Origin of the sequence: Phenylobacterium sp., from assembly GCF_036563285.1 — a bacterium.
Classification (GTDB): Bacteria; Pseudomonadota; Alphaproteobacteria; order Caulobacterales; family Caulobacteraceae; genus Phenylobacterium.
In genome coordinates this window covers 44431-70014 of the sequence record NZ_DATCMR010000001.1, presented here as the reverse complement: position 1 = coordinate 70014, position 25584 = coordinate 44431, and the positions used below count along the sequence as shown (strand labels likewise).

The window sequence follows — 25584 nt, the reverse complement described above, 5'->3', positions numbered from 1 at the left end:
CTACGACATCGACATGGTCAAGTGCATCTACTGCGGCCTGTGCCAGGAGGCCTGCCCGGTGGACGCCATCGTGGAAGGCCCGAACCTGGAGTTCGCCGTCGAGACCCGCGAGGAGCTCTACTACGACAAGGAGCGCCTGCTGGATAACGGCGACCGCTGGGAGCGGGAGATCGCGAAGAATCTGGAACTGGACGCACCGTACCGATAAGACCGGCGGCGCTTGATTCAGGCGCCGCCGCGCCACGCGCGGATTCGAGGGAAAAGAGAGCCGGATGGCCCTGCAGGCGATCGCATTCTATCTGATGGCGGCGGTGACGCTGGCGGCGGGTTTCGCCGTCGTGTCGTCGCGCAATCCCGTGCACTCGGTGCTGTTCCTGATCCTGGCCTTCTTCTCGGCGGCCGGGCTGTTCGTGCTGATGGGCGCCGAGTTCCTGGCGATGCTGCTGATCGTCGTCTACGTGGGCGCCGTCGCGGTGCTGTTCCTGTTCGTGGTCATGATGCTGGACGTGGACTTCGCCGCGCTTAGGCAAGGCTTCGCCCGCTATCTGCCGCTGGCGGGCGGGATCGGGGTGCTGCTGGCCCTGGAGATGGTCTTCGTCTCCTCGACCGTGGCGACGCGCGGAGCGGCGCACCTGAACCACACCCCGCAGGCCTCGGGCGCCGAGGACGTCACCAACGCCGAGGCGATCGGGCGGGTGCTCTACACCGACTACATCTACTTCTTCCAGGCGGCGGGCCTGGTGCTGCTGGTGGCCATGATCGGCGCCATCGTGCTGACGCTGCGTCACAAGCCGGGCGTGCGCCGCCAGCTGGTGGCCGACCAGGTCCTGCGCACGCCGAAGACCGGCATGCGCGTGGTTTCCCTCAAGCCGGGCGAAGGGGTGGGCGAATGACCATCGGGCTCTCCCACTACCTGGCGGTCGCCGCCATCCTGTTCACGATCGGCGTCTTCGGCATCTTCGTGAACCGCAAGAACATCATCGTCATCCTGATGAGCATCGAGCTCATCCTCCTGGCGGTGAACATCAATCTGGTGGCCTTCTCGGTCTACCTGGGCAACGTGACCGGGCAGATCTTCGCCATGTTCGTGCTCACCGTCGCGGCTGCCGAGGCCGCGGTGGGCCTGGCCATCCTCGTCACCTTCTTCCGCAACCGCGGCGACATCTCGGTGGATGACGCCTCGATGATGAAGGGCTGATCTCACCGTGTCCGCAGAGACCTTCGTCACCATCATCCTGTTCGGCCCGCTGATCGGCGCGACGATCGCCGGCCTCTTCGGCCGGCGGATCGGCGACACCGCCTCCATGGCCGTGACCACCGGCTTCCTGTTCCTGTCGGCCGTGCTGTCGTGGGTGGTGTTCAGCCAGTGGACATGGGGCGGCCTCGAGCCCTTCACGCTCACCTACACGCCGTTCATCCACGTGGGCGACTTCCAGTCGAACTGGAGCTTCCGCCTCGACGGCCTCTCGGCCGTGATGCTGGTTGTGGTGACCACCGTCTCCTCGCTCGTGCACCTCTATTCGTGGGGCTACATGGCCGAGGATCCGTCCAAGCCGCGGTTCTTCGCCTACCTCTCGCTGTTCACCTTCGCCATGCTGAGCCTGATCAGCGCGGCCGACTTCATGCAGCTGTTCTTCGGCTGGGAAGGGGTGGGGCTGGCGAGCTACCTGCTGATCGGCTTCTGGTTCCACAAGCCCACGGCCAACGCTGCGGCCATCAAGGCCTTCGTGGTCAACCGCGTCGGCGACTTTGGCTTCGCGCTCGGCATCATGACGGTGTTCTGGGCGACGGGTTCGATCCAGTTCGCCGAGATCTTCCCGCAGATCCCCGCCGTCGCGGACCGGGGCTGGGAGTTCGCCGGCCAGACGTACCGGCTGATGGACCTCGCCTGCGTGCTGCTGTTCATCGGCGCCATGGGCAAGTCGGCCCAGTTCTTCCTACACACCTGGCTGCCGGACGCCATGGAGGGCCCGACGCCGGTGTCGGCCCTGATCCACGCGGCCACCATGGTGACCGCCGGCGTCTACATGGTCTGCCTGCTGTCCCCGATGTTCGAGTACGCGCCGGTCGCGAAGAACATCGTCACCGTCATCGGCGCCGTCACCGCGCTGTTCGCCGCCACCGTCGGCCTGGCCCAGAACGACATCAAGCGCGTGATCGCCTATTCGACCTGCTCGCAGCTCGGCTACATGTTCTTCGCCGCCGGCGTGGGGGCCTACCAGGCGGCCATGTTCCACCTGTTCACCCACGCCTTCTTCAAGGCCCTGCTGTTCCTGGGCGCCGGTTCGGTGATCCACGGCATGGCCCACGAGCAGGACATGCGCCGCTACGGCGCGCTCGCGAAGTACCTGCCGATCACCTACGCGGTGATGACCATCGGCACGATCGCCATCACCGGCCTGGGCATCCCGGGCGTGGAGCTGGGCTTCGCCGGCTTCTACTCCAAGGACGCCATCATCCACGCCGCCTACGAGGCCGCGCAGGTCGGGCACGCCATGGGCTGGTTCGCCTTCATCATCGGCGTGCTGGTGGCCGGCCTGACCGCCTTCTACTCCTGGCGCCTGGCCTTCTTCACCTTCAACGGCCATGCCCGCTGGACGTCGGAAGACCTCGAGCACCACTGGCACAACCGCGACCATCACGACCACGCGCATGCCGGGCATGACGACCACGCGACTGCGGCCCAGCACGAGAGCCACGAGGAGCCGCTGGCCGACGCGCCGAACGCCTATGTGCATGCGGATCACGGCCACGGCCACCACGGCCCGGCCCTGCCGCACGAGAGCCCCTGGACCATGCGCCTGCCGCTGATCGTGCTCGCTGTCGGCGCGATCTCCGCGGGGTTCCTGTTCCACCACCAGTTCATCGGCGAGCACAAAAGCGAGTTCTGGCGGGGCGCGATCTTCAACGCCCCGGCCGAGGCGACCCACGCCGCGCCCGCGGCCCACGGCCAGGCCGCCGCCCACGGCGCGCCCAGCGAGGCCGCCCAGGCCGCCGAAGGCGCCGCGCCAGTGCACACGGGCGACGAGGAGCACCACGCCCCATTGTGGGTCGTGCTGGCCCCGCTCGTAGCGTCGGTGCTCGGCCTGCTGATCGCGGCCTACGTCTATCTGCTGCGGGAAGGGCTCGGCGCCCGGCTAGCGGCGCGCCAGGGGCCACTCTACATCTTCTTCTACAACAAGTGGTTCTTCGACGAGCTCTACCAGGCGACCTTCGTTCGCGGCGCCAAGTTCCTCGGCGACCTGTTCTGGAAGGGCGGCGACCAGCGGATCATCGATGGTCTCGGGCCAGACGGCCTCTCGGCCGTTTCCTACGCGGTGGGCCGCGGGACCGGCCGGCTACAGACCGGCTACGTCTACCACTACGCCTTCGTCATGCTCCTGGGCGTCGTAGGCCTGCTGACCTACGCCCTCTGGGCGTGGAATTCCTGAGCGCTGGGGAGCTGATCTGACATGACCGGTATCCTTTCGCTCATCACCTACGCGCCGCTGGTCGGCGTGCTGGGGATCATGATCCTGCGCTTCTTCGGCAAGGCCGAGGACCCGAAGACGGTCGAGACGTCCAAGTGGATCGCGCTGGTCACGACCCTGGCGACGCTGGCCCTCTCCATCCTGCTCGTCGTCCGCTTCGATCCCAACGAGGCGGGCTTCCAGTTCGTCGAGGAGCTCCCCTGGTTCGCCGGCATCACCTACCGCATGGGCGTGGACGGCATCTCGGTGCTGTTCGTCCTACTGACGGCGTTCCTGATGCCGCTCTGCATCGCCGCCTCGTGGCGGTCCATCGAGCACCGGGTGCTCGACTATATGATCGCCTTCCTGATCCTCGAGACCCTGGTGATCGGCGTCTTCTGCGCGCTCGACCTGATCCTGTTCTACATATTCTTCGAGTTCGGCCTGGTGCCGATGTTCCTGATCATCGGGATCTGGGGCGGCGCTCGGCGAGTCTACGCGGCCTTCAAGTTCTTCCTCTACACCCTGCTGGGCTCGGTCCTGATGCTGGCGGCCATCCTGGCCATGATCGGCATCGCCGGCACGTCCTCTATCCCCGAGCTGATGACCTACAGGTTCGAGGAGGGGCTGCAGACCTGGCTGTGGCTCGCCTTCTTCGCGTCGTTCGCGGTGAAGATGCCCATGTGGCCGGTGCACACCTGGCTGCCCGACGCCCACGTGGAGGCGCCGACGGCGGGCTCGGTGATCCTGGCCGGCATCCTGCTGAAGATGGGCGGCTACGGCTTCATGCGGTTCAGCCTGCCGATGTTCCCGGAGGCCTCGGAGCTGTTCGCCCCGCTGGTGTTCGCGCTCAGCGTCGTGGCGGTGATCTACACCTCGCTGGTCGCCTTTCGGCAGACCGACATCAAGAAGCTGATCGCCTACTCGTCGGTGGCCCACATGGGCTTCGTGACCATGGGCATCTTCTCCGGCAACGCCCAGGGCGAGCAGGGGGCAATCTTCCAGATGATCTCCCACGGGGTGATCTCGGGCGCGCTCTTCCTTTGCGTCGGCGTGGTCTACGACCGCATGCACACCCGCGAGATCGCGTTCTACGGCGGACTGGTGAACCGCATGCCGTGGTACGCGGCGGTGTTCATGCTCTTCACCATGGGCAACGTGGGCCTGCCGGGGACCTCGGGCTTCGTGGGCGAGATCCTGACCATGACCGGGACCTACCAGGCCTCCACGTGGACGGCGCTGCTCGCAGCCACCGGCGTGATCCTGTCCGCTGTCTATGCGCTCACCCTCTACCGGCGGGTCATCTTCGGGGAGCTGGCGAATCCAAAGCTCGCGGCCATCACCGACCTGGAATGGCGTGAGGTGGTGATCTTCGCGCCCCTGATCGTCTCGACGCTCTACCTCGGCGTCTTCCCGAATTCCGTGTTCAACCTGACTGAGGCCTCGGTGGACCAGCTCGTGACGGCCTACCGCGCGGCGACCGGGGGCTAAGCCAGCTATGACCTTCTCCGCCGATCTCGGCCTTGCCTATCCGGAGCTGGTGCTCGCCGGCGGCGCGCTACTGCTCCTGGTGTTCGGGGCCTATGCGCCGCGCGCCACCACCGCCCTGGCGGCGGCCGCCATCGTGACCCTGCTGGCCGCGGCAGTCGCCGCCGCGACGGCGCCCTTCGGCCGTGCGTTCTCCGGCGGGTTGATCTCCGACCAGGCCTCGACCTTCGCCAAGGTGGCGATCTATGTGGCGAGCGCCGTCGCCATCCCGCTCGGCCAGCGATGGTTCGAGCGCCGCGGGGTGCGCAATTTCGAGTTCCCGGTGCTGATCCTGCTGGCCGCGCTCGGCATGGGCATGATGGCCTCGGCCGGCGACCTGATCTCGCTCTACGTCGGCGTCGAGCTGCACTCGCTGGCGCTCTACGTGCTCGCCGCCATGCACCGCGACGACGCCAAGGCCTCGGAAGCCGGGCTGAAGTACTTCGTGCTGGGCGCGCTCTCGTCCGGCCTGCTGCTCTACGGCGCCAGCCTGATCTACGGTTTCGCCGGCTCCACCCTGTTCGAGGACATCGCGGTGGCCGCCCGCGGCGGGGCCAACACCGGCCTCCTGTTCGGCCTCGTCTTCCTGATCTGCGGCCTGGCCTTCAAGGTCTCCGCCGCGCCGTTCCACATGTGGACGCCCGACGTCTACGAGGGGGCGCCGACCCCGATCGTGGCCTTCTTCGCCGCTGCCCCGAAGCTCGCCGCCATGGTGCTGTTCGGCCGCGTCCTGGCCGAGGGCTTCGCCGGCGCCATCCCGCAGTGGCAGCAGGTGCTGGTGGCCATCGGCCTGATCTCGGTCTTCGTCGGCGCTTTCGCGGGCCTGGCGCAGAAGAACCTGAAGCGCCTGTGGGCCTACTCCTCGATCGCCAACATCGGCTACGCCGTGCTCGGCATGGCCGCCGGCACGGGCGAGGGCATGCAGGCCATGCTGACGTTCATGGTCCTCTACATGATTGACGTGACCGGCTTCTTCGCCTGCCTGGCGGCGCTGTCGCGCTCGAGCCGGTCCATGGAGACCATCGAGGACATGGCCGGCCTGCGCCGCGAGCAGCCCGGGCTGGCGCTGGCGATGACGGCGTTCTCGCTGTCGGCGCTGGGGCTGCCGCCGTTCTCCGGCTTCTGGGCCAAGGTGTTCGTGTTCAAGGCCGCCATCAACGCTGACCTGGGCTGGGCTGCGGTGGCAGGACTGGTGGGCTCGGTTGTGGCCGCGTTCTACTACCTGCGCCTGATCAAGGTGATGTGGTTCGACACCGCCGAAGGCGCCACCGACAAGCCGCCGTTCGAGGCGCGCTTCATCGCCATCGCCCTGGCCTTGTTCTCCTTCCCGCTGGTGCTCGGCGCGCTCATCTGGATCTATCCGGAAGCCGGCGAGGCCGCCCGCGCCTTCGGGTTGGCGTAGAGGGTGGGCGACCACCCGCCAATCGACGCCTACGACGAGATCGACTCCACCAACGCCGAGGCGCGCCGCCGCGCGGAGGCCGGGCAGGGCGGCCCGGTCTGGATCACCGCCGCCGTGCAGACGGCCGGCCGCGGCCGGCGCGGCCGGGCCTGGTCGACCGAGCGCGGCAACCTCGCCGCCACCCTGTTGATGACCACCGACCTGCCGCCGGTGGACGCCGCCCAGGTGTCGTTCGTGGCCGCGCTGGCGGCCTCCGACCTGGCCGACGCTTGCCTGGGCCCAGGCGCCGCCCGGCTGAAGTGGCCCAACGACGTCCTCGTGCACGGCCGGAAGGCGGTAGGCATCCTCGTGGAATCCGGCGCCAGTCCGGACCAGCGCCTTTGGGTCGCGGTCGGAATCGGGGTGAACCTGAAGCACGCCCCCACCAACCTGGAGCGTCCCGCCACCGCCTTCGCCGACCACATGGCCGCCCCGCCGCCGGAGCCCGGCGCCGCCCTGGAGGTGCTGGCCACCTCTTTCGAGCGCTGGCGCAGGCTCTGGACCACTCAGGGCTTCGCCCCCATCGCCCGAGGCTGGACCGAGCGCGCCATGGGGCTGGGCGAACCCTGCGAGGCCAGGCTGCCCGCCCGGACCCTCTCCGGGGTCGCCGAGGGGCTCGATCTTGACGGCGCCCTGCGGCTTCGGCTGGACGACGGCAGCCTTGAACGCGTAACGGCAGGCGACGTCTTCTTCGGGGGAACCTGACCCGCATGCTCCTGGCCATCGAGCAGGGCAACACCAACACCCTCTTCGCCGTCCACGACGGACAGAAGTGGACCGCCCAGTGGCGCACGGCCACCCAGTCGACCCGGACGGCCGACGAATACGCCGTGTGGCTGTCGCAGCTGCTCAACATGGCCGGCCTGGCGCTGGGCGCCTTCGACGGCTGCATCGTCTCGAGCGTCGTGCCGCAGTCGATCTTCAATCTGCGCAACCTCGCCCGTCGCTACCTGCACGTTGAGCCGCTGGTGATCGGCGAGAACGCGGACCTTGGAATCCCGGTGCGCATCGACAAGCCTTCCGAAGCCGGCGCCGACCGCCTCGTCAACGCCATCGGGGCTCACGCCGTCTATCCCGGTGCCCTGATCGTCATCGACTCCGGCACCGCCACCACCTTCGACGTGGTCGCCGAGGACGGCGGCTTCGAGGGCGGGGTGATCGCGCCGGGGATCAACCTCTCCATGGAAGCGTTGCACACCGCGGCGGCCAAACTGCCCAGGGTCGCGATCCAGAAGCCCCAGCGGGTGGTGGGCACGGATACGGTGGGAGCCATGCAGTCCGGCGTGTTCTGGGGGTACATCGCCCTCATCGAGGGCCTGATCGCCCGCATCAAAGGCGAACAGGGCCGGCCCCTGACCGTCGTCGCGACGGGCGGCGTGGCCTCCCTGTTCCACGGGGCGACCAGCTCCATCGACCACTTCGACCCCGACCTCACCATCCGCGGCATGCTGGAGATCTGGCGCCGCAACAAGCAGGCCGCGTAATGGCGAAATCCGCCGCCGACGAGCTCGTCTTCCTGCCGCTGGGCGGGTCCAACGAGATCGGCATGAACTTCAACCTCTACGGCTTCGGTCCGCCGCACGACCGCAAGTGGGTCGTCGTCGACCTGGGGGTGACCTTCGGCGACCAATCCACCCCGGGCGTCGAGGTGATCCTGCCGGACCCGGCCTATATCGAAGACTACGCCGACCGCATCCTGGGCATCGTGCTGACCCACGCCCACGAGGACCATATCGGCGCCGTGGCCTGGCTTTGGCCGCGGATGAAGGCGCCGATCTACGCCACGCCGTTCACCGCCTTCATCCTGCGCGAGAAGCTGCGGGAGGCCGACCTCCTGGAGCAGGTGCATATCACCGAGGTGCCGCTGGGCGGCGTGATCGAGCTCGGGCCGTTTCGCATGGAGCTGGTGACGCTCACCCACTCGATCCCCGAGCCCAACGGCATCGCCATCAAGACGCCGCTGGGCACCATCCTGCACACCGGCGACTGGAAGATCGACCCGCACCCGCTGCTGGGCGCGCCGACCGACGAGGACGCCATCCGACGGCTGGGCGACGAGGGCGTGCTGGCGATGGTCTGCGACTCGACCAACGTCTTCGTCGACGGGGTCGCGGGCTCGGAAGCCGAGGTGCGGGAGGCGATCACCCCGCTGATCGGGCAGATGAAGGGCAAGGTGGCGGTCGCCTGCTTCGCCTCCAACGTGGCGCGCATGGACACGGTGATCCGCGCGGCGGAGGCCAACGGCCGCCGGGTGGCCCTGGTCGGCCGCTCCATGCACCGAATGGCCGCGGCGGCGAAATCGGTGGGCCTGATGCAGGACGTTGCGGACTTCGTCACGGATTCCGAGGCCGGCTACTTCCCGGCGGAGAAGATCCTCTACCTCTGTACCGGCAGCCAGGGTGAGCCGCGCGCGGCGCTGTCGCGCATCGCCGACGGCTCCCACCCGCACGTGAACCTCGGCGCGGGCGACGCCTGCATCTTCTCCTCGCGGGTGATCCCGGGGAACGAGATCCCGATCCGCAACCTGCAGAACAAGCTCGCCGACCGCGGGGTGCGCCTCTACACCGAGCGCGACCACCCCGGAATCCACGTCTCCGGCCACCCGTGCCGCGACGAGCTGGCCGAGATGTACCGCTGGGCGCGGCCGCAGATCGCCATCCCGACCCACGGCGAACGCCGCCACCTTCTCGAACACTGCGCCTTCGCCCGCGACCTGCAGGTGCCGCAGCAGCTGGCGCCCCGGAACGGCGACATGGTCCGGCTCGCGCCCGGCCGTGCGGAGATCGTGGACGAGGTGCCGGCCGGCCGGCTCTACGTCGACGCGGGCGTGCTGACGCCGGAGAACGGCCCCTCCCTTCGCGAGCGCCGGCATGCCGCCTTCAACGGCGTGGTCTCTGTGGCCGTGGTGCTCGACCGCAAGGGCAAGATCGCCTCGGGGCCGCAGGTCCGCGCCCTGGGCCTGCCCACCGACGAGGACTATCCGCTCGACGACGTCCTCGACGACCTTGCCGACGAGGCCGAATCCGCTCTCGAACGTCTCTCCCGCGAGGCCCGTGAGCAGGACGAGACGGTGGAGACCGCCATGTCCCGCGCCGTTAAGAAGGCCAGCCAGCGCATCTGGGGGCGCCGCCCTGTGGTCGAGACCACGGTCCTGCGCCTCTAGACGAACGTCGCCCCCGCGTCTTTCATGAGGGGAGGCGCCGGCAAGAGCGCCCGCCAAGGGAGGGCGCGTTTCCGTGACGGCGTACCAGGGCGTCCGCATCGCCGATTTCAGCCAGGGCGTGGCCGGGCCGATGGCCGCCATGCTGCTGGGCGACTTCGCCGCCGAGGTGGTGAAGGTCGAGCCGCCCGGCGGCGATTGGGCGAAGGACCGTCCAGGCTACCTCGCCTTCAACCGCAACAAGCAGGTGGTGACGCTCGAGGCGGACAGCGCGGAGGCGCGGCGGCTCATCGCCGGCGCCGACGTGGCGATCTTTGACCATGCTCCCGGCCGGCTGGAGGCCCTGGGCCTCGACGGCGCGGCCCTCACCGCCGAGCACCCGCACCTGATCCATGCCTGGATGCCGCCCTACGGGACTTCCGGCCCCTGGAGCCAGCTGCCGGCGCGGCACAGCCTGCTCTCAGCGCTGATGGGCGCCGCCTTCAAGCAGGGCGCCTACGCCGATCGCCCGGTCCACCTGATCCTGCCGGTGCTGCAGTACGGGCAGGCGGTGATGGGCGCGGCCGCCATCGGCTCGGCGCTGTTCGAGCGCACACGGTCCGGACGGGGCCAGGCGCTCACCGTGAGCGGCCTGCACGGCGCCTCGGAGGTGAACGGCCCCGCCCGCCTGCTGGGCCAGCCGCCGCTGCCGCGCGGCATCCCGCCGGGCGCCAACCCGCGCTACCGCCTTTACCAGTGCGCCGACGGCGAGTGGTTCTTCCTCGGGACACTGTTCACCGGCTTCTACAAGCGCGCCCTGGAAGTGGCCGGCGTCGGCGACCTCTTCGAGATGTTCGAAGCCGACATGATCGCAGCCCGCGACATGCTGACCGGCATCTTCGCCAGCCGCACCCGCGCCGAGTGGCTCGCCGACCTTCAGGCCAACGACGTTCCCTGCGCCCCCGTGGGGCGGCGCGAAGCCTGGTTCGCCGGCGAGGTGGTGCGCGAGGCTGGGCTGCGTTGCCAGTTCGAACACCCGACGCTGGGCAAGGTGGCCGTCCCCGCGCCGCCGGCGAAGCTCTCCGGCACGCCGGCGCAGGTGAGGGGGCTGCCGCAGCCGGTCGAGACGCCGCCGTCCTGGGAGCCGAGGCCCACGCCGACCGAGAAGGCCTCCGCCGGCTCCCCGCTGGCAGGCGTCCGCGTGCTGAACCTCGGCACTGTCATCGCCGGCGCCTATGCCGGGACTATCCTCGCGAACTTCGGCGCCGAGGTGATCAAGATCGAGGGGCCGGAGGCCGACCCCTTCCGCTCCGACGGGCCGCAGTTCCTGCTCTACAACCGCGGGGTCCGCGGCCTGGGCCTGGACCTGAAGCAGCCCGCCGCCCGCGCGCTGTTCCTGGAGCTCGCGAAGGACGCCGATGTCGTCATCGACAACTACCGGCTGGGGGTCCGGGGCCGGCTGGGAATCGACTACGCCGCCCTGAAGGCGGTGAACCCCAAGATCATCTCCTGCTCGATCAACGCCTACGGGACAACCGGCGCCCGCGCCGCCCTGCCGGGGTTCGATCCGCTGCTGCAGTCCGAAGGCGGCATGCAGGCGAGCCAGGGCGGGGCGGACGATCCGGTCCTCTACACCATCGCCGTCAACGACGTGGCGACGGCCGGCGTCGTCGCCGCCAGCGTCATTGCGGCCCTGAACGCCCGCCAGCGGACCGGGGAAGGGCAGGAGATCCTCACCAGCCTCACCGCCCAGAGCCTGCTGTTCCAGATCGAGGAGGTGGTGGACTACGCCGGCCGCCCGGCGAACGACGAAGGGTGCGAGGACTGCCCCGGCGTCTCCGCGCTCACCCGCTTCTACGAGTGCGCGGACGGTTGGATCGCCGTCGCCTGCCAGACGTTTGCGGAAGCCAGCGCGCTTCAGTCGGTGCTCGGCATCGAGCTGGGCGAGGATGCGCTCTCCGCCCCACGCGACGGCGAGCTCGCCGACCGCCTGGCCGCCGCCTTCGCCGCCCGGCCCCGCGAGGACACCGCCCTGGCGCTCGCCGCCGCCGGCGCGCCGGCCGCCCCCGTGCGCCGCGCCGCCGAGGCGCTGGAGGACCCCTGGCTCGTGGAGAACGGCTTCCCCGAGCGCTGGGAGCACCCGCGGCTGGGCCCGATGATCAGCGCCCGCGCCTTCGCCGACTTCCACCGCACCCCGGGCGGCTTCCGCCACCCGACGCCGGACCTCGGCCAGCACACCCGCGGGATCCTGCGCGAAGCCGGCGTGCCTGAGGACCGCATCGCGGAGCTCTTCGCGACCGGCGCGGTGTTCGAGCCGGCCGGGGCCGCCCTGGAGCCCGCCCAGTAGCCGCACCGCCCTCGCGCCGAGCGCCCGTGGGCGCTATATCCCCGCCCATGATCGGCAAGCTCAATCACGTGGGGGTCGCGACCCCCTCTATAGATGACTCCGTGCGCCTCTACCGCGAGATGCTGGGCGCGACCTCCATCGGCGAGAAGTTCGTCATGGAGGAGCAGGGCGTCTGGGTCTGCTTCGTCGACCTGCCCAACAGCCAGATCGAGCTGATCGAGCCCTATGGCGAAGCCTCGCCGATCCACGCCTTCCTGGCCAAGAACCCCAAGGGCGGCCAGCACCACGTCTGCTTCGAGGTCGAGGACATCGAGCGCGCCCGCGACGACATGCAGGCCAAGGGCGCGACCGTGCTGAATGGCGGCAAGCCGCGCATCGGCGCCCACGGCGTGCCGGTGATCTTCGTGCACCCGAAGGACATGGGCGGCGTCCTCGTCGAGCTCATGCAGACTCCGAAGGCAGCCCACTGATGGGCCCGATCACCGCCATCGCCATCTACCTCACTCTGTGGTGGACGGTGCTGTTCGCCGTCCTGCCGCTGGGGACGACCACCCACGCCGAGGCCGGCATCGACAAGGGCGACGGCGGCGACCCCGGCGCGCCGGTGGACCCGAAGCTGAAGCGCAAGTTCCTCACCACCACCTGGGTCTCGGCCGTGCTGTTCGCGATCCTCTGGGTGATCATCCGCCTGGGGGTCGTCAAACTTCCGCCGCTCCCGGCCACCTACTAGGCGCGTTGCAAAGCTCTCGCGGCTGAGGCTATCAACGCGCCTCCGCTCTTCGCCGCCCCCAGGAAGCCCATGCGCCTGTCGCGTTACTTCATGCCCACGCTGCGCGAGGCGCCTTCGGACGCCCAGATCGTCTCGCACCAGCTGATGCTGCGCGCCGGCATGATCCGCCAGGAGGCGGCGGGCATCTACGCCTGGCTGCCCCTGGGCCTGCGGGTGCTGAAGCGGATCGAGCAGGTGGTGCGCGAGGAGATGGACCGCGCCGGCGCCGTCGAAATCCTGATGCCCACCCTGCAGCTTGCCGACCTCTGGCGCGAAAGCGGCCGCTACGACGACTACGGCGAAGAGATGCTGCGCATCAAGGACCGCCACGACCGTGACCTCCTGTACGGGCCCACGGCGGAGGAGGTCGTCACCGACATTTTTCGGGCATATGTGAAGTCCTACAAGGACTTGCCGAAAAATCTTTACAACATCCAGTGGAAGTTCCGCGACGAGCGGCGCCCCCGCTTCGGGGTCATGCGCGGCCGCGAGTTCCTGATGAAGGACGCCTATTCCTTCGACATCGACGAGGCGGCGGCCAGGCGGTCCTACAACCGCATGTTCCTGGCCTATCTGAATATCTACGCGCGCCTGGGACTCAAGGCGGTGCCCGTGAAGGCCGACCCTGGCCCCATCGGCGGCGACATGAGCCATGAGTTCATGATCCTGGCCGACACCGGCGAGAGCCAGGTCTTCGCCCACCGCGACCTGGTGGAGATGGGTGCGCCCGGACCGGACCTCGACTGGGACGGCGACCTTGAACCGGAGGTCTCCCGCCGCACCAGCCTCTACGCGGCCTCCGACGAGATGCACGACACCGCCCGCTTCGAGGCCATGCCGGAAGACAAGCGGATGACCGCCCGTGGCATCGAGGTGGGACACATCTTCTATTTCGGCGAGAAGTACTCGAAGCCCATGGGGGCCAAGGTGGCCGGCGCCGACGGCAAGGAGGTCCTCGTCCAGATGGGCTCCTACGGCGTCGGCGTCTCGCGCCTCGCGGGGGCGATCATCGAGGCCAGCCACGACGAGAACGGCATCATCTGGCCCGAGGCCGTCGCCCCCTTCGGCGCGGCCGTCGTCAACCTGCGGCCTGGCGAGGCCGCCGTCGACGAGGTCGCCGAACAGGTATACCGGGCGCTCATGGCCGCCGGCCGAGAGCCCTGCCTGGATGACCGCGACGAGCGGCCGGGCGCCAAGTTCGCCTCCCTCGACCTCGTCGGCATCCCCTGGCAGCTCATCGTCGGCCCCAAGGGCGTTGCCGAGGGCGTCGTGGAGGTCAAGCGCCGCGCCACCGGCGAGCGCCAGTCGCTGCCCCTTGAGCAGGCCGTGAAGGCGATTACCGAGTGAGCACCACCGCCGAAGGACCCCTCCGCGGGCGGGCTGCGCCCTTCGGCTACTGGGAGCGCATGCTCGCCGGCCGCTACCTGCGCGCCAAGCGCAGCCAGGGCGGGGTGGCGCTGATCTCGATCATCTCCTTCGTGGGCATCATGCTGGCGGTGGCCGTGCTGATCACCACCATGAGCGTGATGAATGGCTTCCGCGCCGAACTGCTGGGCCGGATCCTCGGCTTCAACGGCCACATCTATGTCACCGGCGGCGTCCTCGATGGCCCCGAGCGCGCGCCTGCTGTCGAGCGCATCCGCCAGGTGCCCAACGTCGTGCAGGCGGCCTCCGTCATCGAGGCCCAGGCGATCGCCATGGGGCCCGAGCAGATCACCGGGGCCATCGTGCGGGGCCTCTCGGCTCGGGACCTCGCCGCCACAAAGATCGTCTCCAGCAACGTCACCCGCGGCTCGCTGCGCGGCTACGGCCAGGGTGAATATGGCGGCGACGCCATAGTGGTCGGAGACCGGCTCGCCCAGGCCCTCGGCGTCGGCCCCGGCGACACGCTCACCCTAATCTCCCCTACCGGCGGGACCACGGCCTTCGGCGGCACGCCCCTGCAGAAGCCCTACACCATCCTGGCCACCTTCACGGCGGGGATGAGCCAGTACGACCAGGCCTACATCTTCATGCCCTTCGAGCAGGCCCAGCTGTTCTTCGGTCGCGAGGGCACCGCCGACGCGATCGAGGTGCGGCTCACCGACCCGGACCGCGCCCTGCGCATGAAGGCGGACATCAACAAGGCGGCCGGTCCCGCGGCCCTGGTCAGCGACTGGACCCAGCGGGACGCCTCCTACTGGGGGGCGCTGAAGGTCGAGCGCAACGTCATGCGTCTGATCCTGGCCATGCTTATCGTCATCGCGGCGCTGAACATCATCTCCGGCCTGGTGATGCTGGTGAAGAACAAGGGCCGCGATATCGCCATCCTGCGCACCATTGGGGCCGGGCAGGGCTCCATCCTGCGGATCTTCTTCCTGACTGGCGCCATGATCGGTCTGGCGGGCACGGTCGCCGGCGTCGCCCTGGGCGTGCTGATCTCCACCTACATCGACCCGATCCAGACCGTCGTGGAGCGGGTGACCGGCCAGGCGGTGTTCTCCTCGGACGTCTACTTCCTCAGCCGGTTGCCGGCGAAGATCGACTGGACAGAGGTCGCGGGCATCGTCGCCTTCTCGCTGCTGATCTCCTTCCTCTGCACCCTGCCGCCCGCCTGGCGGGCGTCGCGCCTCGATCCGGTGGAGGCGCTTCGCTATGAGTGAGCCCGTCCTTTCCATCCGCCGCCTGGAGCGCACCTATGAGACCGCGGCCGGCGGGCTGACCGTGCTGCGCGGCGCCGATCTGGACGTCGCCCCCGGCGAGATCGTGGGCCTGATCGGCCCCTCCGGCTCGGGCAAGTCGTCCCTGCTCCACGCGGCGGGCCTGCTGGAGCGGCCGAACGCGGGCCAGATCACGGTGCTGGGCGTGGAGTGCTCGGCGCTGGACGACCGGGAGCGCTCGCGGATCCGGCTCTCCACCATCGGCTTCGTCTACCAGTTCCACCACCTGCTGCCGGAGTTCTCCGCCCTCGACAACGTGGCCTTGCCACTGATGATCGCCGGGCGGCCGCGCAAGGTTGCCCAGGACCGCGCGAGGGCCCTGCTCACCGAGCTGGGCCTCGGAGAGCGCACCGACCACCAGCCGGCCCAGCTCTCGGGCGGCGAGCAGCAGCGGGTGGCCATTGCCCGCGCCCTGGCCAATTCGCCCCGCCTGCTGCTGGCCGACGAGCCCACGGGCAACCTCGACCCGACCACCTCCGGCGCTGTCTTCGACAGCCTCTATGCCCTCGCGCGCAAGACCGGCGTCGCGTGCCTCATCGCCACCCACAACCTCGAGCTCGCCCGCCACATGGACCGGGTCTGGGCGCTCAGGGACGGCCACCTCGAGGCGCAGGTGAGGGCCTAGGCGGCCGCTCTTCGTCGGGGGCGAACCTGGGCTAAGCTGTCCCCGGGGAGGCGGTCGGTTGCCCGTGGAGCTCATCTTCTTCGCCGTCGATACGGCGACCGTCACCCTGGCGGCGCTCATCGGACTGCGCCTCGTCGTGGCCCACCCGCGCGAGGCGAGCGGGCAACTGGCGGGACTGATCGGCCTCGCGATCATCGCGCACGTGATCCTCGGCCGGCACGAGTACGGCCCCTGGATGGCGCCTGCCTACCGCATCGACGTCGGCGCCTGGCGGCCCTTCCTCAACGTGATGCGGAACGCCGGGCCCGGGCTCTTCATGCTGCTGGCGCACCGCCTGTTCACTGACCGTCGGCGCTTCCCCGGCGTCCTGCTGGCGCTGTTCGCGCTGCAGCTCTTCCTGGAGGAGCCGGTCCAGGCCTTCCTGCCGGCCGGCGCCGAGCTGCCCCGGCTCGTGGGCGAGATCACCCCGACCGTCCTGCAGGCGCTGTTCGCCGGGCTGGCCGTGTTCTGGATCGTCGAGAGCTGGCGTCACGACCTCGTGGAGGCGCGCCGCCGCGCCCGGCTCGTGCTGGCGGTGATCCTGGGTCTGAACGCGGTCGCCACCAGCGTGCTACTGCGGGTAGTCATCCCGCCCGACACCGTCGCGAACTACCAGGCTCACGCCGCGCTGGGCGTGCTCAACCTCGCCACCCTCGCGGCGCTCGCCTTCGTGTTCCTGCGCCCGGACGCCCTGGATCGCCTGCTCCCCGCCGGTCCACGCGCCCGGGCGGTCCTGCCTGCGGAGGGCAGGGACGTCCAGGCGCTCGCGGAGCTGGAGCGGCTGATGCAGGCGGGCGCCTATGCGGAGGCCGGACTGTCTCTGAAGGCCCTCGCCGGTCGGGTCGGCCTGCCGGAGTACCGGCTGCGGAGGCTGATCCACCAGGAGCTGGGCTTCCGGAACTTCAACGCCTTCCTGCACCACTACCGTATCGCCGAAGCGTGCCGGCAGCTTCGCGACCCGGCCCTGCGGCGCACCCCGATCCTGACGATCGCTCTGACGGTCGGCTACGCCTCGGTCAACACCTTCAACCGGGGTTTCCGCCACGTGATGGGCGTCAGCCCCTCCGAATACCGGGCCGCGACGGACCCACCGGCCGAGCTGCCGCTCACCGGAACCTGAAAAGCAGCGCCATTTCCTTCAATCCGGCGGCCTTGCAGCGGATGGGGAGACCCGTGGGCCGGCGGCGGGAACCATGCGGGCCTGACCACAGGTCCCTGGAGCCCGCTGATGACCGACCGCAAGCACCACCTGGACTGGCTGCGCGTGCTCGCCTTCGCCCTGCTGATCCTCTTTCACACCGGCCTGCTCTACGTGACCTGGGCCTACAACCTGAAGAGTCCCCGGCTCGTCCCTTGGCTCGAGTGGCCGATGTCGGCCCTGGGCGCGTGGCGGATGGTGATGATCTTCGTCATCTCCGGCGTCGCCAGCCGCTTCCTCCTGGGCAAGCTGGGCGCCGGCGGCTTCGCCTGGAACCGCCTCCTTCGGCTGCAGCCTGTGATCCTGTTCGGCATGTTCGTGGTGATCCCGCCGCAGACCTGGATCGAGTTGGTCGACAAGGGCGTGACCCAGCAGGGCTACCTCGACTTCTGGCTGGGCTCGTACCTGCGCGCTGACCAGAGCCTGGTGGCGCCCCTCGGCAAGACCGTGCCCACCTGGGACCACCTGTGGTTCCTGGTCTATCTGTTCGCATACGCAATGGTCCTGTCAGCCCTGTTCGGCGCTGTCGGCCGTGAGCAGTGGGCACGCTTCGAGGCGCGCCTTCCTCTGGCCGGGTTCCTGCTGGTTCCGCCGATCATGCTCGCAGCCGGCCATGTCGTCATCGACCGGTGGGCCCCGCAGACCTGGTCCTTCGTCAACGATTGGGGGGCGCACCTGATCTGGATCGCGGCATTTTCCGCGGGGGTGCTGGCGGCCGGGCGAGGGGACTTCTGGCGCCTCGTCGAGGCCCGCCGGCGCGGCCTTGCGCTGGCAGCCGTGGCGCTGCTCGCCGTGAACCTCGCCTGCCGAGCCTGGGCGATGAGCCAGCCGCCGCACGGCGCCGGTTCCCTCGCCTACTGGGTCAGCGACGGGCTCTACGGCTGGGCCACGGTGCTCGCCGTGTTCGGCTACGGCGCCCGCTACCTGAACAGGCCGTCGGCGGTGCTGAGTTACCTGAACGAAGCGGTGCTGCCGATCTATGTACTGCACCAGCCGATCCTGCTGATCTCAGCCTATCTGCTGTTTCCGGTCCGCCTGCCGCTGCCCCTGGAGGGCGCGCTGCTGGTGCTGATCACGGCCGGACCGGCCCTCGCCATCTACCACCTGGCGATCCGCCCGATCGGGCCGATGCGCTTCCTGTTCGGCGTGAAGCCGAAGCCGGCGGCGCTGCCGCGCAAGCGGACTAGGATGGCTGCAGAGGATGTCGCGTAGCGAGGGCAAAGCGGCCGCCCGATGTCGCAACCCACCGGCTTGACTGCGAGAACAAAACCAGAAATAAGAACATTCAACGAACATCCACAGCAGGAACGTCGCACATGGTTCGTCTGGCTCGGGAATCACTGGCCTTTGCCTCGGTGGCCAGCTTTGTCTGGATGATGTGCGCGGTGGCGGCTCACCTGGGCTGATCTCCGCCATGCGTATGGGGGAGAGGGCGATCGTGAGCGAGAGCGAGCTTGGCTTCGTTCACCTGCGGGTCCGCTCGGCCTACTCCCTGCTGGAAGGCGCGATCAAGGCCGACAAGATCGGCAAGCTGGCCCAGGCGGCCCACATGCCGGCCGTCGGCATCGCGGACCGCGCCAACCTCTTCGGGGCGCTGGAGTTCTCCGTCGCCACCAAGGGCGACGGCGTCCAGCCGATCATCGGCTGCGCGCTCCCGGTCTCCGGCATCGGCGAGAAGCCGCCGGAGCGGTGGGCCAAGACGCCGACCGTCGTGCTGATCGCCCAGAACGAGCGCGGCTACCTCAACCTCTGCGAACTCTCCTCAATCGCCTACGTGGAATGCGACGCCGCCGACGAGCCGCACGTGGCCTGGGAGAAGGTCGTTGCGCGGGCCGAGGGACTTATCCTGCTCTCCGGCGGACCGGACGGTCCGGTGGACCACCTCTTGGCCGCCGGCGCGAAGAAGGCCGAGGAGGGCCGCCGCGCCCTCCAAGAGATGCAGCGGGTGTTCGGCGACCGCTTCTACATTGAGCTTCAGCGGCACGGCATGCCCCGTGAGGCGGCCGCCGAGCCGGAGCTGGTGGCCTTCGCCTACGACCACGACATCCCGCTCGTCGCCACCAACGACGCCTACTTCGCCAAGGCGGGCATGTACGAGGCGCACGACGCACTGCTCTGCATCGCCGATGGCAGCTTCATCGGCCAGGAGGAGCGGCGGCGCGTCACCACCGAGCACTGGTTCAAGCCCGCCGCCGAGATGCGCGCCCTGTTCCAGGACCTGCCGGAGGCCTGCGACAATACCCTCGACGTCGCCCGGCGCTGCGCCTTCATGGTGCACAAGCGCGATCCGATCCTGCCGCGCTTCCCCACCGAGGGCGGCCGTACGGAAGCCGAGGAGATGGCGCACCAGGCCCGCGAAGGCCTGAAGCTGCGCATGGCCGCCGGCCGCGCCAACGCCCGCCCTGTGGAGGAGTACGAACAGCGGCTCGAGCGGGAGATCGGGGTCATCACCCAGATGGGGTTCCCCGGCTACTTCCTGATCGTGTCTGACTTCATCAAGTGGGCGAAGGCGAGGGGCATCCCGGTCGGCCCCGGCCGGGGCTCCGGCGCGGGCTCGCTGGTCGCCTATTCGCTGACCATCACCGACCTCGACCCGCTGCAGTACGGCCTGCTGTTCGAGCGCTTCCTGAATCCGGAGCGGGTGTCGATGCCCGACTTCGACATCGACTTCTGCCAGGAGCGGCGCGAGGAGGTGATCTCCTACGTCCAGCAGCGCTACGGCCGCGACCGGGTGGCCCAGATCATCACCTTCGGCACCCTGCAGGCGCGTGCCGTCCTGCGCGATGTCGGTCGTGTGCTGCAACTCCCGCTGGGTCAGGTCGACCGTCTGGCCAAGATGGTGCCGGCCAACCCCGCCAACCCGGTGACGCTCGCCCAGGCCATCGACATCGAGCCGCGCCTGAAGCACGAGCGCGACAACGACGAGGCGGTGGCCCGCCTGCTCGACACGGCCCTGCAGCTGGAAGGCCTCTACCGCAACGCCTCGACCCACGCCGCCGGCGTGGTCATTGGCGACCGCCCGCTCACCGAGCTGACGCCGCTCTACCGCGACCCGCGCTCGGACCTGCCCGCCACACAGTTCAACATGAAGTGGGTGGAGTCAGCCGGCCTGGTGAAGTTCGACTTCCTGGGCCTGAAGACGCTCACCGTCATCGACCGGGCCGTGAAGTACCTGGAGAAGCGCGGCGCCTCGGTGGACATCGCCGCCCTGCCGCTGGACGATCCCAAGACCTACGAGCTGATGAGCAACGCCCAGACGGTCGGGGTCTTCCAGCTGGAAGGGCAGGGCATGCGTGACACCCTGCGCCAGCTCCGCCCAGGCTCGATCGAGGACGTCACCGCCATCGGCGCCCTCTATCGCCCCGGCCCGATGGACAACATCCCGGCCTTCGTGGACTGCAAGTTCGGCCGCAAGCCGATCGACACCCTGCACCCGACCCTGGCTCCCGTGCTCAACGAGACCTACGGCATCATCGTCTACCAGGAGCAGGTGATGCAGATCGCCCAGATCCTGGCGGGCTACAGCCTGGGCGAAGCCGACCTTCTGCGCCGCGCCATGGGCAAGAAGAAGAAGGAGGAGATGGACGCCCAGCGCGCCCGGTTCGTCTCCGGCGCCGAGAAGAACGGCATCTCGGGCCAGCAGGCCGGAGCCATCTTCGACCTCGTGGACAAGTTCGCCGGCTACGGCTTCAACAAGTCCCACGCCGCGGCCTACGCGGTCGTCAGCTACCAGACCGCCTGGCTGAAGGCCAACGCGCCCGTCGAGTTCTTCGCGGCCTCGATGAGCCTCGACATGGCCAACACCGACAAGCTCAGCGTCTTCTACCAGGACGCCAAGCGCTTCGGAGTGAAGATCCAGCCGCCGGACATCAACCGCTCGGCCGCCGACTTCGAGGTGGAGAACGGCGAGGTGCTCTACGCCCTGGGCGCCATCCGCAACGTCGGCCTGCAGGCGATGGAGCACGTGGTCCAGGTTCGCAAGGAAGGTGGGCCTTTCCGGGACATCTTCGACTTCGTCGAGCGGGTGGACCCCAAGCAGATCAACAAGCGCACCTTCGAGACCCTGGCCCGCGCCGGCGCCTTCGATTCCATCCACCCAAACCGAGCCCAGCTGGTGGAGGCCGCCGACCTGCTGGTCGGCTTCTCCCAGGCGGTCGCCAGCCAGCGCGCCTCCGACCAGGCCGCGCTCTTCGGCGACTCCACCGACCACCTGGCCGAGGCGCAGAAGCGCAAGATGCCGAAGCGCGACCCGTGGACCCCCACGGAGCGGCTCGACGAGGAGCTGGCGGCGATCGGCTTCTACCTCTCCGGGCACCCGCTGGAGGACATGGTGGAGGCGCTGCGGCGCAAGCGGACCGACCTCTACGCCGACGCCGTCGCCAAGGCGCTGTCCGGCGCCGAGGCCCTGCGCATGGCCGGCATCGTACGGCGAAAGCAGGAGAAGCCCGGCCGCACCGGCGAGAAGTTCGCCTTCGTGACTCTCTCCGACCCCACGGGCGAGTACGAGGTGCTATTCCCCCCAGAGGCCCTGCGCCGCTGTCGTGACGCGCTCGAGCCCGGCAAGGCGGTCTCGATCATGGTCCGCGCCAAGGCGTCCGAAGGCGAGGTCCGGTTCTTCGGGGACAGCGCCCAGCCGGTGGAGAAGGCGATCGAGAACGTGGTCTCCGGCCTGCGCGTCTACGTCTCGCCGGAGACGCTGGCGATCGACGCGCTGAAGGCGCGCCTCGGCGTGCCCAGCGGCCGGGGGGCGGAGGTCGTCCTGGTCGCCCCGCTCGGCGGCGGGCGCGAGATCGAGGTGAAGCTCCCGGAGCGCTTCACTCTCAATCCAGCCGTGCGCGGCGCGGTGAAGACCGCCCCCGGCGTGGTCCTGGTCGAGGACCTCTAAGGCCAAGCATCTCTGCGGGCTTGATTTTTGGGGCTTCAGCCCCTATTTCCGCCGCTCCAATCCACACGCAGGCGTTCGGCCCGGCCGGGGAGACATCCCGACCAGGTCCGTTCCGGTCCTCTTCGGAGGGTTTGCCTGCGGCGGTTCAACCGGAAGAAAGACGAGACACAGACTATGGCTCTGCCTGAATTCTCTATGCGCCAGCTGCTCGAGGCCGGCGCGCACTTCGGCCACCAGACCCACCGGTGGAACCCGAAGATGGAAAAGTTCATCTTCGGCAGCCGCTCCAACATCCACATCATCGACCTGTCGCAGTCGATCCCGCTGCTGCACCAGGCCCTGGTGAAGGCGCGCGAAGTCGCCGCCGGCGGCGGCCGCATCCTGTTCGTCGGCACCAAGCGCCAGGCTTCCGAGCCGATCGCGACGGCCGCCAAGCGCTGCGCCCAGTACTACGTCAACCACCGCTGGCTGGGCGGCACGCTCACCAACTGGCGCACCGTGTCGGGCTCGATCGCCCGCCTGCGCGAGCTGGAAGGCCTGCTGGAAGGCGACAGCGGCCGCACCAAGAAGGAGCTGCTGCAGCTCACCCGTGAGCGCGACAAGCTCGAGCTCTCCCTGGGCGGCATCAAGGACATGGGCGGCATCCCGGACCTGATGTTCGTGATCGACACGAACAAGGAAGCCATCGCCATCCAGGAAGCGCGCAAGCTGAACATCCCGGTGATCGCGATCCTGGACACCAACTGCAATCCGGACGGCATTACCTATCCGATCCCCGGCAACGACGACGCCGCGCGCGCCATCCAGCTCTACTGCGACCTGCTGGCCGACGCCATCCTCGACGGCCTGGCCGCCGGCCAGGTGGCCTCGGGCGTCGACATCGGCGCCTCGGAAGCCCCGGTGGAGCCGGCGCTCGCCCGTGACCTGACCCCTGATACCCCCGCTCCGGCGGCGGACGCCGGGGCCGAGGCTGCGGCCGAGCAGCCGAGCGAAGAACAGGCCAGCTGAGCCCCTTCGGGCTTTCGCTGACCACAGGACCCTCTACGGCGGGCCGGCTGCCGGTCCGCCGCCTCTAGACCCATGAAGGAGCTGACCATGGCGGAGATCACCGCTGCGCTGGTCAAGGAACTGCGCGAAAAGTCCGACGCGGGCATGATGGACTGCAAGAAGGCCTTGCAGGAGACCAATGGCGACGTCGAGGCGGCCATGGACTGGCTGCGCACCAAGGGCCTCTCCAAGGCCGCGAAGAAGTCGGACCGCGCCGCGGCCGAGGGCCTGGTTGCGGGCCTGATCTCCGGCGACGGCAAGACCGGCGTGCTCATCGAGCTGAACGCTGAGACCGACTTCGTCGCCAAGAACGACAAGTTCCAGCAGGCGGCCCGCGACATCGCCAAGGTCGCCCTGGACGTCGATGGCGTCGAAGCCATCTCCGCGGCCAAGCTCGGTTCGGGCGATAGCGTGCAGGACATGGTGACGAACCTCATCGCCACCATCGGCGAGAACATGCGCCTGCGCCGCTCGGCTCGCCTCACGGTGGGCGAGGGCGCCGTGGCCCTCTACCTGCACAATGCGCAGGGCGAAGGCGTCGGCCGCCTCGGTGTGCTGGTGGCCCTCGAGGGCGCCGGCGACCAGGCGAAGCTGAAGGACGTGGGCCGCAAGATCGCCATGCACGTGGCCGGCACCCCGACCCCGCCGCTGGCGCTCACCTCCGACGAGCTCGACCCCGCGGTCGTGGCCAAGGAGCGCGAGATCCAGACCCAGACGGCGATGGAATCGGGCAAGCCGCGCGAGATCGCCGAGAAGATGGTCGAGGGCCGCATCCGCAAGTGGCAGGAGGAGGTCGTCCTCCTCAAGCAGCCGTTCGTGATGAACCCCGACCAGACGATCGAGCAGCTGATCGCCGAGACGGCCAAGGAAGCCGGCGGGCCGGTGGCCGTGAAAGCGTTCGTCCGCTTCGCGCTCGGTGAAGGCGTGGACAAGGGCCCCGCGGGTCCGGACCTCGCCACGGAAGTGGCGCAGATGGCCGGCCGGGCCTAAGGCCCAAGCCCGCTCCAAAAAATGGGGGCGCGGCGCGTTCACGCGCGCCGCGCCCTTGTTATAACTACCGTTCGCCGCAACACCCGGACCTGCCGATGCCCGACGCCCCGCCGCGCCACAAACGTGTCCTGCTCAAGGTTTCGGGCGAGGCCCTGATGGGCGACCAGGCGTTCGGCATCGACACCGCCGTCCTGGAGCGCACCGCCGAGGACATCGCCGAGGTGGTGAAGGCGGGCGTCGAGCTCTGCCTGGTCATCGGCGGCGGCAACATCTTCCGCGGCGTCTCGCTGGCCGGCCGGGGCATGGAGCGCGCCCAGGCCGACTACATGGGCATGCTGGCCACCGTCATGAACGCGCTGGCCATGCAGGGCGCGCTGGAGAAGATCGGCGTCTACACCCGCGTCCAGTCGGCGATCCCCATGGAGGCGGTCTGCGAGCCCTATATCCGCAGGCGGGCCCTGCGCCACCTCGAGAAGGGCCGCGTGGTGATCTTCGCCGCCGGCGTCGGCGCGCCGTTCTTCACCACCGACAGCGGAGCCGCGCTGCGCGCCGCCGAGATGGGCTGCGACGCCTTGTTCAAGGGCACCAGCGTCGACGGCGTCTACACCGCCGACCCGAAGAAGGACGCCTCGGCCGAGCGCTACGAGACCCTCAGCTACCAGGAGGTCCTGGCCAAGGACCTGCGGGTGATGGACTCCTCGGCGGTCTCCCTGATGCGCGACAGCCAGGTGCCGATCGTGGTGTTCTCCATCAAGGAACGCGGCAATTTCCTGAAGGTGCTCAAGGGCGAAGGGGTCTATACGACCATCGCGTGAGCGCTACGAGTTCGTACGAGACAAGGGAGAGAGGGGCCATGGCCACGACCGAGAAGCCGGTGCTTTCCAAGTACAGGGACCGCATGGACAAGGCGGTCGGCGCGCTGAAGGAAGAGTTCGGCAGCCTGCGGACGGGCCGCGCCTCGGCGAGCCTCCTCGACCAGATCAACGTCGACGCCTACGGCAGCTCCATGCCGATCAATCAGGTGGGCGCCATCAGCGTGCCCGAGCCGCGCATGATCACCGTCAACGTCTGGGACCGCGGCCTCGTGGTCTCCGTGGAGAAGGCGATCCGCTCTTCGGGTCTGGGGCTGAACCCGGTCGTCGACGGCCAGAACCTGCGCATCCCAATCCCGCCGCTGACCGAGGAGCGACGCAAGGAGCTCGCCAAGATCGCGGCCAAGTACGCCGAGCAGCAGCGGGTGGCGGTGCGCAACATCCGCCGCGACGCCAACGACGACCTGAAGAAGGCCGAGAAGGACCACGTGATCAACCAGGACGAGCACAAGAAGCTCGAGGGCGAGGTCCAGAAGCTGACGGACGAGGCGATCAAGCGCATCGACGAAGCCTTGAAAGCCAAGGAACAAGAGATCATGCACGTCTAGCGCACAGGC

23 protein-coding genes are annotated in these 25584 nt (G+C 69.0%); all 23 read left to right on the top strand.

Annotated elements, in window-relative coordinates; genetic code table 11:
* A partial coding sequence (locus tag VIL76_RS00350) for a 4Fe-4S binding protein (protein ID WP_332042984.1) occupies positions 1-208 on the top strand: 208 nt, incomplete at its 5' end.
* Between the two features lie 64 nt (positions 209-272).
* Complete coding sequence (locus VIL76_RS00345) at positions 273-893, top strand: NADH-quinone oxidoreductase subunit J (RefSeq protein WP_332042983.1); 621 nt, start codon at positions 273-275, stop codon at positions 891-893.
* Positions 890-1198 carry an NADH-quinone oxidoreductase subunit NuoK gene (gene nuoK, locus VIL76_RS00340; protein ID WP_332042982.1) on the top strand — a complete coding sequence of 103 codons (309 nt, stop codon included), beginning with the start codon at positions 890-892 and terminating at the stop codon, positions 1196-1198. Before VIL76_RS00345 ends, nuoK begins: the two co-directional genes overlap by 4 nt.
* Positions 1199-1205: 7 nt before the next feature.
* Complete coding sequence (gene nuoL, locus VIL76_RS00335; protein ID WP_332042981.1) at positions 1206-3431, top strand: NADH-quinone oxidoreductase subunit L; 2226 nt, start codon at positions 1206-1208, stop codon at positions 3429-3431.
* A 21-nt stretch (positions 3432-3452) separates the two neighbouring features.
* The gene (locus tag VIL76_RS00330) at positions 3453-4940 is read left to right on the top strand and encodes an NADH-quinone oxidoreductase subunit M (RefSeq protein ID WP_332042980.1); all 1488 of its coding nucleotides are present in this window, start codon (positions 3453-3455) and stop codon (positions 4938-4940) included.
* Positions 4941-4947: 7 nt separating this feature from the next.
* Positions 4948-6378 carry an NADH-quinone oxidoreductase subunit NuoN gene (gene nuoN, locus VIL76_RS00325; protein ID WP_332042979.1) on the top strand — a complete coding sequence of 477 codons (1431 nt, stop codon included), beginning with the start codon at positions 4948-4950 and terminating at the stop codon, positions 6376-6378.
* A 3-nt stretch (positions 6379-6381) separates the two neighbouring features.
* Entirely contained in the window at positions 6382-7122 is a 741-nt protein-coding gene (locus VIL76_RS00320) for a biotin--[acetyl-CoA-carboxylase] ligase (RefSeq protein ID WP_332042978.1), read from the top strand.
* A gap of 5 nt (positions 7123-7127) precedes the next feature.
* Complete coding sequence (locus VIL76_RS00315) at positions 7128-7901, top strand: type III pantothenate kinase (protein WP_332042977.1); 774 nt, start codon at positions 7128-7130, stop codon at positions 7899-7901.
* Complete coding sequence (locus VIL76_RS00310) at positions 7901-9580, top strand: ribonuclease J (RefSeq protein WP_332042976.1); 1680 nt, start codon at positions 7901-7903, stop codon at positions 9578-9580. Before VIL76_RS00315 ends, VIL76_RS00310 begins: the two co-directional genes overlap by 1 nt.
* Positions 9581-9653: 73 nt before the next feature.
* Positions 9654-11903 (top strand): CoA transferase, encoded by a 2250-nt coding sequence (locus VIL76_RS00305; protein WP_332042975.1) that lies wholly within the window; start codon positions 9654-9656, stop codon positions 11901-11903.
* Between the two features lie 47 nt (positions 11904-11950).
* Positions 11951-12373 (top strand): methylmalonyl-CoA epimerase, encoded by a 423-nt coding sequence (mce, locus tag VIL76_RS00300; RefSeq protein ID WP_332042974.1) that lies wholly within the window; start codon positions 11951-11953, stop codon positions 12371-12373.
* Entirely contained in the window at positions 12373-12633 is a 261-nt protein-coding gene (locus VIL76_RS00295) for a DUF1467 family protein (protein ID WP_332042973.1), read from the top strand. Before mce ends, VIL76_RS00295 begins: the two co-directional genes overlap by 1 nt.
* 69 nt (positions 12634-12702) lie before the next feature.
* Complete coding sequence (gene proS, locus VIL76_RS00290; RefSeq protein ID WP_332042972.1) at positions 12703-14019, top strand: proline--tRNA ligase; 1317 nt, start codon at positions 12703-12705, stop codon at positions 14017-14019.
* A gap of 59 nt (positions 14020-14078) precedes the next feature.
* Positions 14079-15314, top strand: a complete 1236-nt coding sequence (locus VIL76_RS00285; protein WP_332042988.1) for a lipoprotein-releasing ABC transporter permease subunit — start codon at positions 14079-14081, stop codon at positions 15312-15314.
* Entirely contained in the window at positions 15307-15996 is a 690-nt protein-coding gene (locus VIL76_RS00280) for an ABC transporter ATP-binding protein (protein WP_332042971.1), read from the top strand. The genes VIL76_RS00285 and VIL76_RS00280 overlap by 8 nt, the downstream gene beginning before the upstream one ends.
* A gap of 64 nt (positions 15997-16060) precedes the next feature.
* Entirely contained in the window at positions 16061-17155 is a 1095-nt protein-coding gene (locus VIL76_RS00275) for a helix-turn-helix transcriptional regulator (protein ID WP_332042987.1), read from the top strand.
* 108 nt (positions 17156-17263) lie between these two features.
* Positions 17264-18445: an acyltransferase family protein gene (locus VIL76_RS00270; protein ID WP_332042970.1), complete on the top strand. Its 1182-nt coding sequence runs from the start codon at positions 17264-17266 to the stop codon at positions 18443-18445.
* 104 nt (positions 18446-18549) lie between these two features.
* On the top strand, positions 18550-18639 hold the full coding sequence (gene sidA / locus VIL76_RS00265; protein WP_332042969.1) for a cell division inhibitor SidA: 90 nt from the start codon (positions 18550-18552) through the stop codon (positions 18637-18639).
* A 32-nt stretch (positions 18640-18671) separates the two neighbouring features.
* Complete coding sequence (gene dnaE / locus VIL76_RS00260) at positions 18672-22118, top strand: DNA polymerase III subunit alpha (protein WP_332042968.1); 3447 nt, start codon at positions 18672-18674, stop codon at positions 22116-22118.
* Positions 22119-22292: 174 nt separating this feature from the next.
* Complete coding sequence (gene rpsB / locus VIL76_RS00255) at positions 22293-23126, top strand: 30S ribosomal protein S2 (RefSeq protein ID WP_332042967.1); 834 nt, start codon at positions 22293-22295, stop codon at positions 23124-23126.
* Positions 23127-23213: 87 nt separating this feature from the next.
* The gene (gene tsf, locus VIL76_RS00250; RefSeq protein WP_332042966.1) at positions 23214-24155 is read left to right on the top strand and encodes a translation elongation factor Ts; all 942 of its coding nucleotides are present in this window, start codon (positions 23214-23216) and stop codon (positions 24153-24155) included.
* A 95-nt stretch (positions 24156-24250) separates the two neighbouring features.
* The gene (gene pyrH / locus VIL76_RS00245; RefSeq protein ID WP_332042965.1) at positions 24251-24970 is read left to right on the top strand and encodes a UMP kinase; all 720 of its coding nucleotides are present in this window, start codon (positions 24251-24253) and stop codon (positions 24968-24970) included.
* Positions 24971-25008: 38 nt separating this feature from the next.
* Positions 25009-25575 (top strand): ribosome recycling factor, encoded by a 567-nt coding sequence (gene frr / locus VIL76_RS00240; RefSeq protein WP_332042964.1) that lies wholly within the window; start codon positions 25009-25011, stop codon positions 25573-25575.
* Positions 25576-25584: the final 9 nt, after the last annotated feature.

What these genes read in the sequence shown, in the direction of transcription:
- proS (WP_332042972.1), top strand. Translation starts at nt 12,703, where the DNA reads ATGCGCCTGTCGCGTTACTTCATGCCCACGCTGCGCGAGGCGCCTTCG.
- nuoN (WP_332042979.1), top strand. Translation starts at nt 4,948, where the DNA reads ATGACCTTCTCCGCCGATCTCGGCCTTGCCTATCCGGAGCTGGTGCTC.
- VIL76_RS00280 (WP_332042971.1), top strand. Translation starts at nt 15,307, where the DNA reads ATGAGTGAGCCCGTCCTTTCCATCCGCCGCCTGGAGCGCACCTATGAG.
- tsf (WP_332042966.1), top strand. Translation starts at nt 23,214, where the DNA reads ATGGCGGAGATCACCGCTGCGCTGGTCAAGGAACTGCGCGAAAAGTCC.
- rpsB (WP_332042967.1), top strand. Translation starts at nt 22,293, where the DNA reads ATGGCTCTGCCTGAATTCTCTATGCGCCAGCTGCTCGAGGCCGGCGCG.
- sidA (WP_332042969.1), top strand. Translation starts at nt 18,550, where the DNA reads ATGGTTCGTCTGGCTCGGGAATCACTGGCCTTTGCCTCGGTGGCCAGC.
- VIL76_RS00310 (WP_332042976.1), top strand. Translation starts at nt 7,901, where the DNA reads ATGGCGAAATCCGCCGCCGACGAGCTCGTCTTCCTGCCGCTGGGCGGG.
- VIL76_RS00330 (WP_332042980.1), top strand. Translation starts at nt 3,453, where the DNA reads ATGACCGGTATCCTTTCGCTCATCACCTACGCGCCGCTGGTCGGCGTG.
- VIL76_RS00315 (WP_332042977.1), top strand. Translation starts at nt 7,128, where the DNA reads ATGCTCCTGGCCATCGAGCAGGGCAACACCAACACCCTCTTCGCCGTC.
- pyrH (WP_332042965.1), top strand. Translation starts at nt 24,251, where the DNA reads ATGCCCGACGCCCCGCCGCGCCACAAACGTGTCCTGCTCAAGGTTTCG.
- VIL76_RS00285 (WP_332042988.1), top strand. Translation starts at nt 14,079, where the DNA reads ATGCTCGCCGGCCGCTACCTGCGCGCCAAGCGCAGCCAGGGCGGGGTG.
- frr (WP_332042964.1), top strand. Translation starts at nt 25,009, where the DNA reads ATGGCCACGACCGAGAAGCCGGTGCTTTCCAAGTACAGGGACCGCATG.
- nuoK (WP_332042982.1), top strand. Translation starts at nt 890, where the DNA reads ATGACCATCGGGCTCTCCCACTACCTGGCGGTCGCCGCCATCCTGTTC.
- mce (WP_332042974.1), top strand. Translation starts at nt 11,951, where the DNA reads ATGATCGGCAAGCTCAATCACGTGGGGGTCGCGACCCCCTCTATAGAT.
- VIL76_RS00270 (WP_332042970.1), top strand. Translation starts at nt 17,264, where the DNA reads ATGACCGACCGCAAGCACCACCTGGACTGGCTGCGCGTGCTCGCCTTC.
- VIL76_RS00295 (WP_332042973.1), top strand. Translation starts at nt 12,373, where the DNA reads ATGGGCCCGATCACCGCCATCGCCATCTACCTCACTCTGTGGTGGACG.
- VIL76_RS00345 (WP_332042983.1), top strand. Translation starts at nt 273, where the DNA reads ATGGCCCTGCAGGCGATCGCATTCTATCTGATGGCGGCGGTGACGCTG.